The sequence below is a fragment of the Cellulosimicrobium sp. CpK407 genome (genome assembly GCF_051844275.1).
GTDB classification, from domain to species: Bacteria; Actinomycetota; Actinomycetes; order Actinomycetales; family Cellulomonadaceae; genus Cellulosimicrobium; species Cellulosimicrobium cellulans_G.
The window spans coordinates 18,580-31,270 of sequence record NZ_JBGNYC010000028.1; the positions used below are offsets into that span (position 1 = coordinate 18,580).

Genomic DNA, 12,691 nt, shown 5'->3' on the forward strand with positions numbered 1-12,691 from the left:
CACCGGCGGGTGGCCGCGTGGTCGTACCGGGGGCGCGACCACGCGGCCGTTCGGGGCAGGGCCGCCGGGCGCCCCGGCAGGCGCCCGGCGGGGATCAGGTCACTCGTTGACGGTGAAGCCCTGCTCGGTGCCGTACTTCGCCGACGCGTCCTGCCAGGCCTTCAGGCCGTCGGCGAGGGTCGTGCCCGAGACGTACGCCTGGCCGACCGTGTCGTTGAAGATCGAGTTCGCGTAGACCTGGAACGGCAGGTACGACCAGCCCTCGACGACGTCGGAGGCCGACTGCGCGAGGACCTCGTTGATCTTCTGGCCGCCGAAGTACTCGGACTCGTAGCCCTGGAACTCGTCCGACTCCAGCTCGGCCGTCGTGGCCGGGAACGCGCCGCCGTCGACGCGCGCCTGGACGCCGTCGCCCGCGTTCGCGTACTCGAGGAAGCCGTAGGCGAGCGCCTGCTGCGAGCTCGCCGCGGTCACGGACAGCGCGGAGCCGCCGTTCTCGGAGCTGGCCGACGCGCCCTCCTCCCACTGCGGGAGCGGGGCCACGCGCCACTTGCCCGCGCCGTCGGGCACGCCGGACTCGAGGTTCGCGGGCATCCACGCGCCGATCGCGAGCGTCGCGATCGTGCCGTTGCCGAGGCCCTGGTACCACTCGTCGCTCCACGAGCTCACCGGCGCGAGCAGGTCCTCGTCGATGAGCGTCTGCCACGTCTCGGCGAACTGCGTGCTGCCCTCGTCCGCGAGGTCGATGGTCACGTCCGTGCCGTCGACCTGGAACGGCTGGCCGCCGGCCTGCCAGATGAGCGACGTCGTGAAGCCCGCGTCACCCGTGTCGTTGGTGATGTACACGTTCGGGTCGGCCGCGTGCAGGGCGCGCGCCGCCTCGACGAAGCCGTCCCACGTCGTCGGCACCTCGATGCCGTGCTGCGTGAAGACCTCCTCGTTGTAGAAGAGGGCCATGGGGCCGGAGTCCATGGGGAGGCCGAAGATGCCCTCGCCCTGCTGGACGGCGCTCCACGGCCCCGGCGTGAACGTGCCGTCGAGCTCGTCGGCGCCGAGCGCGGAGAGGTCGGCCAGCGCGTCGGAGAGCGCGAACTGGGGGAGCGCGTAGTACTCGACCTGCGCGACGTCGGGCACGCCCTTGCCGGCCGCGATCGCGTTCTGGAGCGCCGTGTACTGGTCGTTGCCGGTGCCGGCGTTGACGAGCTCGACGTCGACGTTCGGGTACTTCGCCTCGAAGTCGGTGACGACCTGCTCGAGCGTGGGCTCCCAGGCCCACACCGTGAGGCTGCCGCCCTCCTCGAGAGCCGCCGCGACGTCGTCGGCCGAGCCGGCGTCCCCGCCGGAGTCGTTGCCGCCGCCGGAGCTGCAGGCGGCCAGGGCGAGCGCGACGACGCCGGTGGCGGCGACGGCACGCAGGGTGCGGGTGGTGCGGACGGACATGGGGGTTCCTCTCACTTCGTCGTCAGACGGATCGGGTGGTGCACACGCGCTGCGGGCGGCAGGGCATGGGGTCGGGGGTCCGGTCACTCCTTGACGGACCCGGCCGCGAGGCCGGACTGCCAGTAGCGCTGGAGGAGCAGGAAGGCGGCGACGAGCGGGAGGATCGTCAGCAGCGAGCCGGTGATCACGAGGTCGAAGATCGCCTCGCCGCCGGCGGTCGCGGCCTGCGCGTTCCACGCGTTGAGGCCGAGCGTCAGGGGGTACCAGTCGGGGTCCTTGAGCATGATCAGCGGCAGGAAGTAGTTGTTCCAGGTCGCGACCATGGTGAAGAGCAGGACCGTGACGATCCCGGGCGCGAGCAGCGGCAGCGAGACCTGGAAGAACGTGCGGCCCTCGCTCGACCCGTCCATGCGCGCGGCCTCGAGCAGCTCCGTCGGGATCGACTCGGCCGCGAAGACCCACATGAGGTACAGGCCGAACGGCGAGATGAGCGACGGGATGATGACGGCCCACGGCGTGTTCGTGAGGCCCATCTGGCTGAACATGAGGAACGTCGGCACGGCGAGCGCGGTGCCCGGCACGGCGACCGCGCCGATGACGGTCGCGAAGACCCCGCGCTTGCCCGGGAAGTCGAACTTCGCGAGCGCGTACCCGCCGAGCACGGCGAGGAACGTCGCGCCGCCGGCGCCGAGCACGACGTACAGGAGCGTGTTCGCGAACCAACGGCCGAAGATGCCGTCGTCGTAGGTGAGCGTGCGCGCGATGTTGTCGAACAGCGCGAAGTCGCCGCTGAACCACAGGCCGAACGAGCTGAACAGGCTCGACTGCGTCTTGGACGCGTTGACGACGAGCCAGAAGAGCGGCACGAGCGCGTAGATCAGGACGATCCCGGCCAGCACGGTCATCAGGACGCTGCGGCGCGGGCGGGCCACGCTGTGGGGCGCGCGCGAGCGCAGACGGACGGGCTTGCGCGCCGTCGTGCGCGGCGTCGTGCGGGCCGCGGCGGGGACCGCCGGGGTCGAGGGGGTCGTGGCGGTCATCGTCAGGCCTCCTTGCGCATGCCGCGCAGCTGGACGACGTAGGCCACGATCATCGTGAGGACGCCCATGATGATGGCGACGGTCGCCGAGTAGTTGTACTGCTGGCCGGAGAACGACAGCGAGTACGCGTACAGGTTCGGGGTGAAGTACGTCGTGATGGCGTTCGGCGCGAGGCTCTGGAGGATGCTCGGCTCGTTGAAGAGCTGGAACGAGCCGATGATCGAGAAGATCGTGGCGATGACCAGCGAGCCGCGGATCGCGGGGATCTTGATCGCCCGGACGACCTGCCACTGCGACGCGCCGTCGAGCTCGGCCGCCTCGTAGAGCGAGGTGGGCACGACGCGCAGCGCCGAGTAGAAGATGAGCATGTTGTAGCCCACGAACTCCCAGGTCACGATGTTGCCGATCGACAGCAGCACCCAGTCGGGGGAGAGCGGGTTCGCGATCGACGTGCCGAGCGCGTCGTTGATGTTCGCGATGAGGCCGAACCGCGTCCCGTACATGAACCCCCACATGAGCGTCGCGACGACGGCCGGGACGGCGTAGGGCAGGAAGATCGAGATCCGGAAGAAGTTGCGCCCGTACAGGCGCCCCGAGTCGATCGCGAGCGCGACGAGCAGGGCGATGCCGAGCATGATCGGGACCTGCACCACGAGGAACAGCCCGACGCGCGACACGCCCGACCAGAACTGCGGGTCGGAGAAGGCGCGCGCGTAGTTGTCGAACCCGACGAACTGGGTGCCGCCGACCATCTGGGTGCGGAACAGGCTGAGGTAGATCGAGTAGGCGATCGGTGCCAGGAACACCAGCGCGAAGACCGCCATGAACGGGCCCACGAAGCCCCAGCCGGTCCACGAGCGCCGTCGGCGCCGGGCCGGGAGGGACGAAGGTGCGCCGACCGGTGGCCGGTGCCCCGCCACGGGTGGGGACGTCGTCGTCATGCTGGGGTCCTCGTCATCGGGGGACGGCGACGTCGGTCGTCGCCGGTGTTTGCGTAAACATGAGCATGGCACGAGGTTCGGTGTTTACGCAAACATCGCCTACGCTGGTCGGTGACCGGCCACGACGCCGGTCCGGCACGGGTACTGTGCCGACACCACGAGGACGAGGACGAGATGACCGACGGGCTCGACGACGAGACCCCCGCCCTGACGCGCACCGGGGGAGCTGCCGCACGCACGGCGCGGCGCGTCTCGATGGCCGACGTCGCGCGCGTCGCGGGGGTCTCCGCGCAGACCGTCTCCCGCGTCTCCAACGGGCACCCGGGCGTCGTCGAGACGACCCGCTCGCGCGTGCTCGAGGCCATGACCGAGCTCGGCTACCGGCCCAACAGCGCCGCCCGCGCGCTCAAGAGCGGGTCGTTCCGCACCATCGGCGTCATCCTCTTCTCGCTCGCGACCACCGGCAACGTCCGCACGCTCGAGGCCATCGCGACGTCCGCCGCCGCCGAGGGCTACGCCATCACCGTCATCCCCGTCGCCGCGCCCACGCAGGACGGCGTCCACGGGGCGTTCACGCGCCTCGGTGAGCTCGCCGTCGACGCGATCATCCTGCTCATGGAGGTCCACCTCCTCGACGTCGCACGGGTCAGCCTGCCGCCCGGCGTCCAGGTCGTCGTCGCGGACTCCGACGCCGGCGAGAGCTACGCCGTCGTGGACACCGACCAGGCCGACGGCACGCGCCAGGCCGTGCGACACCTGCTCGACCTCGGGCACCGCACCGTGCACCACCTCGCGGGTCCTGCGCTCTCGTTCGCGGCCGAGCGCCGGACCTCCGCCTGGCGCGCCACGCTCGAGGAGGCGGGCCGCGAGGTGCCGACGATCGAGCGGGGCGACTGGTCGCCGTCGTCCGGCTACGAAGCCGGGCTGCGCCTCGCGCAGCGCGACGACGTCACCGCGGTCTTCGTCGCGAACGACCAGATGGCCCTCGGGCTCGTGCGCGCCCTGCACGACACGGGCCGGCGCGTGCCCGAGGACGTGAGCGTCGTCGGGTTCGACGACCTGCCCGAGTCGAGCGAGTTCCTGCCCCCGCTCACCACCGTCCACCAGGACTTCGCCGAGGTCGGCCGTCGGCTCGTCGAGCAGGTGCTCCGGCAGGTCCGCGAGGGAGTCCACGAGGCCGGCACCCGCCTCGTCCCGACCCGCCTCGTCGAGCGCGCCAGCACCGCCCCGCCCCCGAGCTAGAGCCCGTGGTCGTCGGCCTGCTGGGGCCTGCTGGGCTGCGGCGGAGGGTCAGTCCTCGGCGACCCAGGCGCTCGGGTCCTCGACGACGCCGCGCAGGACCTCGCGCGCGCCGCCGGTGAGGGCGGCGTGGTCGCCGACCGGGGCGGGGACCAGGACGACGTCCGTCCACGGGGCGGCGAGGACGCGCGTGCGCAGCTCGGCGTCGGCCGCGCTGCGCAGGTAGGGCAGGAGCGCGGGGTAGATGCCGCCGAGCAGGACGGTGTCGATGTCGACGAGGTTCACGTAGTCGGCGAGCGCGCTGCCGAGCGCGGTCCCGGCCCGCTCGACGGCGGCGAGCGCGCCGGGCTCCGCGGCGTCGAGCGCGGCCACGAGCGCCTCGGTGGGCGCGTCGACGGGCAGCCCCGCCCCGCGCAGGAGCGCGTCCTTGCCCGCGTACTGCTCGAGGCAGCCGGTCGCGCCGCAGCGGCAGCGCGGGCCGCGCGGGTCGACGACGACGTGCCCGACCTCGCCGGTCCAGCCGTGGCGTCCGTGGAACAGCCGGCGGTCGACGACGATCGCGGACCCGATGCCGACGTCTCCGGACACGTAGAGGTAGGTCGACGGCGCCGCCTCGGGCGCGGGGTCGGACGCGTCGTCGGCCACGACGCCGTGGCTCGCCTGGGCGAGCGCGGCGAGCTTGGCCTCGTTGCCGATCTCGACGGGGACGTCGGGGCCGAGCCCGAGGAGCGGGCCGGGGTCGAGGTGGGACCAGCCGAGGTTGGGGGCGACCTCGAGCCGCCCCGCGCGCGTGTCGACGAGGCCGGGCAGGGCGAGGCGGGCGCCCGCGACGGTCATGCCGTCGGCGCGGACGCTCGCGAGGAGGTCCTGCGCGATGCGGCCGAGCCGCGCGAGCACGTCGGTGGGGTCGCTGTCGTGGAGGTCGTCGGGGTCGACGTGCTCGGCGACGACGGCGCCCGTGAGGTCGAGCACGCGGCCGCCGAGGTAGTCGACGTTGACCTCCAGGCCGAGCCCGACGATCGAGCGCGGCGCGGGGGCGAGGGGGACCGCCGGCCGGCCGGCGCGCTGCGGGGTCGCGGGCGGGAGCTCGGCGACGATGGCCGCGGCGACGAGGCGGTCCACCAGCGTCGAGACGGTCGCGCGCGTGAGACCGCTCGACGCCGCGATGTCGGCGCGCGAGCACGGCTCGGCGGACTCGAAGACCGCGCGGGCGACGAGAGCGAGGTTGTGCTCGCGCAGCGTGGCCTGCCGGGCTGCTGGGGGACCCGTGCGGGTCGCGACGCTGCGGTTCACGGTCTTGACCTTACCGACCCGGGCGGATAAGTTCATCCGTACGACATAAATAGGCCGTCGGCGCGAGGACAGCGCCGCGGCCCTCTCGACGAGGAGACCACCGTGGCCGACGAGACCACCCGGCACGACGCAGACATCAACTTCTCCTTCGGTCTGTGGACCGTGGGCTGGACCGCGCAGGACCAGTTCGGCAGCGCCAGCCGTCCCGTGCTCGACCCGGCCGAGTCGGTGCGCCGCCTGGCCGACCTCGGCGCGTGGGGCTTCACGTTCCACGACGACGACGTCGTGCCCTTCGGCGCCGACGACGCCGAGCGCACCAAGCGCCTCGACTCCGTGCGCCAGGCGGCGCAGGAGACGGGCCTGGTCATCGAGATGGTGACGACGAACCTGTTCAGCCACCCCGTGTTCAAGGACGGCGGTCTCACGTCGAACGACCGCGGCGTGCGTCGCTACGCGCTGCGCAAGGTGCTGCGCAACGTCGACCTCACCGCCGAGCTGGGCGCCAAGACGTTCGTGATGTGGGGCGGCCGCGAGGGCACCGAGTACGACGGCGCCAAGGACCTGCACTCCGCGCACGAGCGCTACGCCGAGGGCCTCGACCTCACCGCGGCGTACATCAAGGAGAAGGGCTACGACCTCAAGATCGCGCTCGAGCCCAAGCCGAACGAGCCCCGCGGCGACATCTTCCTGCCGACGATCGGTCACGCGCTCGGCCTCATCGCCAAGCTCGACAACGGCGACATCGTGGGCCTCAACCCGGAGACGGGCCACGAGCAGATGGCCGGCCTCAACTACACGCACGGCCTCGCCCAGGCGCTGTGGGCGGGCAAGCTCTTCCACATCGACCTCAACGGCCAGCGCTCGATCAAGTTCGACCAGGACCTCGTGTTCGGCCACGGCGACCTGCTCTCGGCCTTCTTCACGGTCGACCTGCTCGAGAACGGCTTCCCGAACGGCGGCCCCACGTACACGGGCCCGCGCCACTTCGACTACAAGCCGTCGCGCACCGAGAACGAGGTCGGCGTGTGGGACTCCGCGCGCGCCAACATGGAGACCTACCGCCTGCTCGCGCGCAAGGCCGCGGCCTACCGTGCCGACTCCCGCGTCCAGGAGGCGTTCGCGCACTCCGGCGTGTTCGAGCTGGGCCAGCCGACCCTCGCCGAGGGCGAGTCCGTGGCCGACCTGCTCGCGGACCGCAGCGCGTACGAGGAGTTCGACGTCGACGCCGCGGCGAACCGCGACTTCGGCTTCGTGCGCCTCAACCAGCTCGCGCTCGAGCACCTGATCGGCTGAGGTGACGACCGACGCCAGGACGTCCGACGCCGGCGGCGAGCGCACGCTCGTCGCCGGCGTCGACACGTCCACGCAGTCCTGCAAGGTCGTCGTGCGCGACGCCGCGACGGGCGCCCTCGTGCGCACCGGCTCGGCCAAGCACCCCGACGGCACCGAGGTGCACCCCGACGCGTGGTGGGCCGCGTTCCGCGAGGCCGCGTCCGCGGCGGGCGGGCTCGACGACGTCGCGGCGCTCGCCGTCGGCGGCCAGCAGCACGGGCTCGTCGCGCTCGACGCGGAGGGGAACGTCGTCCGCGACGCGCTCCTGTGGAACGACACGCGCTCGGCCCCGGCCGCGCGCGACCTGATCCGCGAGCTCGGCGAGGCCCGCCTCGCCGAGGGCGTCCCCGACGCCCACGACCGGGTCGAGTCCGCGACCGAGGCGGGCGCCCAGGCGTGGGCCGACGCGATCGGGTCGGTGCCGGTCGCGTCGCTCACGGTGACGAAGCTGCGCTGGCTGCGCGACGCGGAGCCGGAGAACGCGGCGCGCGTCGCCGCCGTCGCGCTGCCGCACGACTGGCTCACGTGGCGCATCGCGGGGTACGGCCCGGTGGGCGACGAGTCCGCGCCGCTCGGCCCGGACCTCGACGCGCTCGCCACCGACGCGTCCGACGCGTCCGGGACGGGGTACTACGACGCGACCCGCGACGACGGGGACGACGGCCGGGGCGCGTACCGCCTCGACCTGCTGGAGCTCGCGTTCGGCCGGACCGACGTCGTGCTCCCGCGCGTGGTCGCTCCGTCCGCCGTGGCGGGCGTCGCGCACGCGTCGGTCGCAGGGAGCGCGGTCGAGGGCGGCACGCTGCTCGGCCCCGGCGCGGGCGACAACGCCGGTGCCGCGCTCGGCCTCGGCATGGTCGCGGGCGACGTCGCGGTGTCGATCGGGACGTCGGGCGTCGTGTCCGCCGTGACCGACGACCGCACGGCGGACGGCTCCGGCCTCGTCAACGGGTTCTCCGACGCGACGGGCCGGTACCTGCTGCTCGCGGTGACGCTCAACGCGAGCCGGGTGCTCGACGCGGCGCGCGCCGTCCTCGGCGTCGACCACGCGGGGCTGTCGCGGCTCGCGCTCCAGGCGCCTCCCGGCGCGGACGGGCTCGTGCTCGTGCCGTACCTGGAGGGCGAGCGCATGCCCAACCGCCCCGACGCGTCGGGCACGCTGCACGGGATCCGGCTCGGCACGTCGACGCCGGAGCACCTCGCGCGCGCGTACGTCGAGGGCATGCTGTGCGGCCTCGCGGACGGGCTCGACGCGCTGCGGGCGCTCGGCGTGCGGGTCGAGCGCGTGCAGCTCATCGGCGGCGGCGCGCAGTCCGAGGCGGTCCGGCGCATCGCGCCGCAGGTCCTGGGCCTGCCCGTCACGGTCCCCGAGCCGGGCGAGTACGTGGCCGACGGCGCCGCGCGCCAGGCGGCGTGGGTCCTCGCCGCGCACGAGACGGGCGGCTCAGGGGCGGACGTCGCCCCGCCCACGTGGGCCGCGTCGTCGGCCACGGTGGTCGAGGCCGACCCGGTCCCGGCGATCCGCGACCAGTACGCGGCGGTCCGCGACCTCGTCTGACACGACCTCGTGACAGCAGGGAAGGGCCCGGCCCCCGTGAGGGGGTCGGGCCCTTCGTGCGCCCACGACGGTGGGCGGGAGCGGTCAGAGCACGCGGACGACGGGGCCCGTCACTCCGGCCTTGCGGCCCACCGCGGCGGCGCCGGTCACGCCCCAGACCGGGCCCTCAATCGTCACCGACGCGACGCTCGTCGTGGAGACCGAGCGGTTGAGGTTCATCCCGTAGGCGGAGCCGTAGACCTCGAGCAGGACCCAGTCGCACGTGCCCGCGCTGACGGTGAAGACGTTCCCGGTCCGGGTCACGTCGAACGAGCACACGCCGCCGTCGTAGGGGGCCGCGCTCGCCGAGGGCGCGATCGCGACGGCGGCCGCAGCGAGGGCGGAGACGGCCAGGGTGCGCAGTCGGATGGTTCGCATGGAGCTCCTTTGCTCAGGTGTGGTGGCCGGGATCGGCTCGGCCACAGTTCACCGTGGCGCCGCTCTGCCAGCAACTCGTGGACTACGTAACTTTGACCTCCGCCAGGTACGTGCTTTCCCTTACGTGCCGCCGGCGAAGCCCGTCTGCCGCCACGCCTCGTAGACGGCGATCGACGCCGCGTTGGTGAGGTTGAGCGAGCGGCGCCCGGGCAGCATGGGGATCTTCAGCTGGTCCGTGATCCGCTCGTGGGCGAGCACGTCGGCGGGCAGACCCGTCGGCTCGGGGCCGAACAGCAGGACGTCGTCCGGCCGGTAGGTGACGTCCGTGAACGACGTCGTCGCGCGCGTCGTGAACGCGAAGACCCGGCCGGGGAGGCTCGCGAGCGCGGCGTCCAGGTCCGCGTGCACCTCGACGGCCGCGAGGTCGTGGTAGTCGAGGCCCGCGCGGCGCAGCCTGGGCTCGTCGAGGTCGAACCCGAGCGGCTCGACGAGGTGCAGACGCGCCCCGGTCACCGCCGCGAGGCGGATCGCGTTGCCCGTGTTGCCGGGGATGCGCGGCTCGTGGAACACCACGTGGGGCAGGGTCGACGGCGATCGGGCGGCCGGGTCGGCGACGTGCGGCCGCCAGTCGGTGCGGGGGTCGGGGGTCTCGTTCACGCACCGATTCTCGCAGCGTCGCGCGTCAGGTCCCGAGCGCGGCGGCCTTGCGGCGCAGCAGGTCCTGCTCGCGCGCGTTCGGGCACAGCCGCACCGCGAGCTCGTACTCCGCGCGCGCCTCCTCGACGCGGCCGAGGCGGCCGAGCAGCTCGGCGCGCACGCTCGGCAGGAGGTGGAACCCGGGCAGATGGTCGGTCGCGACGAGCTCGTCGACGATCCGCAGCGCCGGCGCCGGGCCGTGCGCCATCGCGACGGCCACGGCCCGGTTGAGCTCCACGACGGGCGACGGCGCGAGCCGTCCCAGCGCCTCGTAGAGGAGGACGACGCGGTCCCAGTCCGTCTCCTCGACCGACGCGGCGACCGCGTGGCACTCGGCGATCGCGGCCTGGAGGCCGTAGGCGCCGCGCCCGTGACCGGGTGACCCGACCGCGTCGGCGCGGGCCAGCGCCGCGCGACCGCGCCGGATCGCGGACCGGTCCCAGCGCCGTCGGTCCTGGTCCGCGAGCAGCACGGGGTCGCCGTCGGGCGTGGTGCGGGCGGGGAACCGCGCGGCGGTGAGCTCGAGGAGCGCGACGAGCGAGTGGGCCTCGTGCTCGTCCGGGACCAGTCCGGCGAGGACGCGCGCGAGCCGGAGCGCCTCGTGCGCGAGGTCGGGGCGCAGCCAGTCCTCGCCGGTCGTGGCCGTGGACCCCTCCGTGAAGATCACGTACAGCACGTGGAGCACGGAGCCCAGGCGCTCGCGCCGCTCGTCGGCCGGCGGCACGCCGAACGGCACGCCGGCCGCGGCCAGGGTCTTCTTGGCGCGTGTGATGCGGGCCTGGACCGTCGCCGTCGGCACGAGGAACGCGCGCGCGACCTCGTCGCTCGAGAGGCCCCCGACCACGCGCAGGGTGAGCGCGACGCGCGCCTCCGGCGAGAGCACCGGGTGGCACGCGACGAACATCAAGGCGAGCACGTCGTCGTCGACCTGGTCCGGGTCCCAGAGCAGGTCGGTGCCTGCGCCGTCCGCGGGGCCCGACGGCGGCCCGCCGGTGACGACGGCGCCCTCGCCCAGTCCGTGGGCGAGCGCCGCGTAGCGCTCGTCGAGGGCGGCACGGCGGCGGAACGCGTCGATCGCGCGGCGCCTGCCGACCGTGAGGAGCCAGCCCGAGGGGTGGCGCGGCACGCCGTCGCGGGGCCAGGCGACGAGCGCCTCGGCGAGCGCCTCCTGCGCGAGGTCCTCGGCGAGCGCGAAGTCGCCGGTGTACCGCGCGAGCGCCCCCACGATCCGTGCGGACTCGATGCGCCACACGGCCTCGACCGCGCGCCGGCCCGGGTCGGCCTGCTGGCTCTGGCCGACACCCGGACCGGCGCCCGCGCCGGGTGCGCTCACAGCTGGCCGGTCGCCTCGCGCCACGCCCGCTCCTTGCGGATCCACTCGTTGTCCTGCGGGAACTCGTCGATCGTCGTGACGCGGCGGACCTCGACCTTGGCCCCGGGGCCGGAGTACGGGAGCCGCTTGGCCCACTCGACGGCCTCCTCCTTCGACGCGACGTCGAGGACGTAGTAGCCGTCGAACAGCTCCTTGGTCTCCCCGTACGGGCCGTCGGTCACGACGGGCACGTCGGACGAGAGGTCGACGACCACGCCCTGCGCGGCGTCGTCCAGGCCCTCGGCCGCGAGCAGGACGCCCGCCCGGATCAGCTCGTCGTTGAACCGCCCGACGGTCTCGAGCATCTCGTCGAACGAGACGTCCTCGAACGCCGCCTGGCTCTCGTCGCTGCCACGCATGATGAGCATGTACTTCATCGTCGTCTCCTGGTGTCGGCGGGCCGGACCTCCCGACCCTCTCATCCTCAGGTCGAACGGGAACCCGCGAGATCGACACGTGCGCCCACGACGTCCCGGAGGGTGTCGAGGACGGCCCGGGCCGGGGGCGTGCCCACGACGGCGTCGCGCAGCACGGCGTGGATCGAGCGCACGGGAGCCGGCCGGACGACGGGGACGGCGACGAGCCCGGGCGGCAGGTGCGCGGCGCCGAGCGCGGGCAGGACCGTGACGCCGACCCCGGCCCCGACGAACGCGATCGCCGTGGGGTAGTCGTGCGCCTCGACGTGGAAGGGCGGGCTGAACCCGGCGGCCGTGCACGCCTCGACGAGGTTGCGGCGGCACCAGCCGCGCGCGAAGTCGTTGTCGACCCAGCGCTCGCCGCGCAGCTCGACGAGCTCGACCTCGTCGCGGTGCACCAGGGGGTGGTCGTCGCGCAGCACGACGACGTACGGGTCGTCGAGCAGGTGGTACGCGCGGAAGCCGCCGCCGGGGTCGAACCCGCGCGGCGCGACCACGAGCTGGACGTCGGCCCGCGAGTCGGGGTCGTCCGGGATGGTCTCGCTCAGCTCCAGGTCGAGGCGGACACCGGGGAAGTCGGTCGTGAGCCGGCGCACGACGTGCGGCAGCCACGCGGCGCCCACGGAGGCGAAGTAGGCGAGGGAGAGCGAGCCGGTCCGTCCCGCGCGCAGGTCCGCGACGACAGCCTCTGCCTCGCCGAGGCGCGCGAGCACGCCGTCGGCCTGGGCGGCGAGCGCGAGCCCCGACGCGGTGGGCCGCACGCCGCGACCCGCGCGTTCGAGGAGCGTCAGGCCCGTCTCGCGCTGCAGCGCGGCGACGTGCTGGCTCACGGCGGACGGCGTGTACCCGAGCGCGGTCGCGGCGGCCTGGACCGAACCGCTCGCGACGACGGAGCGGAAGATGCGCAGGCGGTGGACGTCGAGCATCCCTCCACGCTACAGCGAGAC

General features: G+C 73.7%; 12 protein-coding genes. 3 read left to right on the plus strand and 9 right to left on the minus strand.

Annotated elements, in window-relative coordinates; translation table 11 throughout:
- Positions 1-99 precede the first annotated feature (99 nt).
- The 3 genes from ABWU78_RS13045 to ABWU78_RS13055 form a co-directional block, all read right to left on the minus strand.
- On the minus strand, positions 100-1,440 hold the full coding sequence (locus tag ABWU78_RS13045; protein WP_439158644.1) for an ABC transporter substrate-binding protein: 1,341 nt from the start codon (positions 1,438-1,440) through the stop codon (positions 100-102).
- 83 nt (positions 1,441-1,523) lie between these two features.
- On the minus strand, positions 1,524-2,480 hold the full coding sequence (locus ABWU78_RS13050; protein ID WP_439158645.1) for a carbohydrate ABC transporter permease: 957 nt from the start codon (positions 2,478-2,480) through the stop codon (positions 1,524-1,526).
- 2 nt (positions 2,481-2,482) lie between these two features.
- On the minus strand, positions 2,483-3,421 hold the full coding sequence (locus tag ABWU78_RS13055; protein WP_439158646.1) for a carbohydrate ABC transporter permease: 939 nt from the start codon (positions 3,419-3,421) through the stop codon (positions 2,483-2,485).
- Between the two features lie 174 nt (positions 3,422-3,595).
- Here ABWU78_RS13055 and ABWU78_RS13060 point away from each other — a divergent pair, with 174 nt between their 5' ends.
- Positions 3,596-4,663, plus strand: coding sequence for a LacI family DNA-binding transcriptional regulator (locus tag ABWU78_RS13060; RefSeq protein ID WP_439158647.1), 1,068 nt, complete (start codon positions 3,596-3,598; stop codon positions 4,661-4,663).
- Positions 4,664-4,711: 48 nt separating this feature from the next.
- On the opposite strand, the gene ABWU78_RS13065 is transcribed toward ABWU78_RS13060, so the two are convergent.
- A complete protein-coding gene (locus ABWU78_RS13065) occupies positions 4,712-5,953 on the minus strand; it encodes an ROK family protein (protein WP_253054993.1) in 1,242 nt (413 codons plus the stop codon).
- 102 nt (positions 5,954-6,055) lie between these two features.
- Between ABWU78_RS13065 and xylA the strand changes: the two genes are divergently transcribed.
- Positions 6,056-7,246: a xylose isomerase gene (gene xylA / locus ABWU78_RS13070; protein ID WP_439158648.1), complete on the plus strand. Its 1,191-nt coding sequence runs from the start codon at positions 6,056-6,058 to the stop codon at positions 7,244-7,246.
- 1 nt (position 7,247) lies between these two features.
- On the plus strand, positions 7,248-8,843 hold the full coding sequence (locus ABWU78_RS13075) for a xylulokinase (protein WP_439158649.1): 1,596 nt from the start codon (positions 7,248-7,250) through the stop codon (positions 8,841-8,843).
- An 84-nt stretch (positions 8,844-8,927) separates the two neighbouring features.
- Here the strand turns inward: ABWU78_RS13075 and ABWU78_RS13080 are convergent, their stop codons facing one another.
- From ABWU78_RS13080 to ABWU78_RS13100, 5 genes are all read right to left on the minus strand, one after another.
- Complete coding sequence (locus ABWU78_RS13080; RefSeq protein WP_353707707.1) at positions 8,928-9,260, minus strand: hypothetical protein; 333 nt, start codon at positions 9,258-9,260, stop codon at positions 8,928-8,930.
- A 120-nt stretch (positions 9,261-9,380) separates the two neighbouring features.
- A complete protein-coding gene (locus ABWU78_RS13085; RefSeq protein ID WP_439158667.1) occupies positions 9,381-9,842 on the minus strand; it encodes a tRNA (cytidine(34)-2'-O)-methyltransferase in 462 nt (153 codons plus the stop codon).
- Positions 9,843-9,942: 100 nt separating this feature from the next.
- Positions 9,943-11,289 carry an RNA polymerase sigma factor gene (locus ABWU78_RS13090; RefSeq protein WP_439158650.1) on the minus strand — a complete coding sequence of 449 codons (1,347 nt, stop codon included), beginning with the start codon at positions 11,287-11,289 and terminating at the stop codon, positions 9,943-9,945.
- Positions 11,286-11,705, minus strand: a complete 420-nt coding sequence (locus tag ABWU78_RS13095; protein WP_439158651.1) for a YciI family protein — start codon at positions 11,703-11,705, stop codon at positions 11,286-11,288. The genes ABWU78_RS13090 and ABWU78_RS13095 overlap by 4 nt, the downstream gene beginning before the upstream one ends.
- 47 nt (positions 11,706-11,752) lie before the next feature.
- A complete protein-coding gene (locus tag ABWU78_RS13100) occupies positions 11,753-12,670 on the minus strand; it encodes a LysR family transcriptional regulator (RefSeq protein ID WP_439158652.1) in 918 nt (305 codons plus the stop codon).
- Positions 12,671-12,691: the final 21 nt, after the last annotated feature.

Coding starts and splice junctions, on each gene's coding strand:
- ABWU78_RS13045 (WP_439158644.1), bottom strand. CDS start 1,440: ATGTCCGTCCGCACCACCCGCACCCTGCGTGCCGTCGCCGCCACCGGC.
- ABWU78_RS13100 (WP_439158652.1), bottom strand. CDS start 12,670: ATGCTCGACGTCCACCGCCTGCGCATCTTCCGCTCCGTCGTCGCGAGC.
- ABWU78_RS13060 (WP_439158647.1), top strand. CDS start 3,596: ATGACCGACGGGCTCGACGACGAGACCCCCGCCCTGACGCGCACCGGG.
- ABWU78_RS13080 (WP_353707707.1), bottom strand. CDS start 9,260: ATGCGAACCATCCGACTGCGCACCCTGGCCGTCTCCGCCCTCGCTGCG.
- ABWU78_RS13050 (WP_439158645.1), bottom strand. CDS start 2,480: ATGACCGCCACGACCCCCTCGACCCCGGCGGTCCCCGCCGCGGCCCGC.
- ABWU78_RS13095 (WP_439158651.1), bottom strand. CDS start 11,705: ATGAAGTACATGCTCATCATGCGTGGCAGCGACGAGAGCCAGGCGGCG.
- ABWU78_RS13055 (WP_439158646.1), bottom strand. CDS start 3,421: ATGACGACGACGTCCCCACCCGTGGCGGGGCACCGGCCACCGGTCGGC.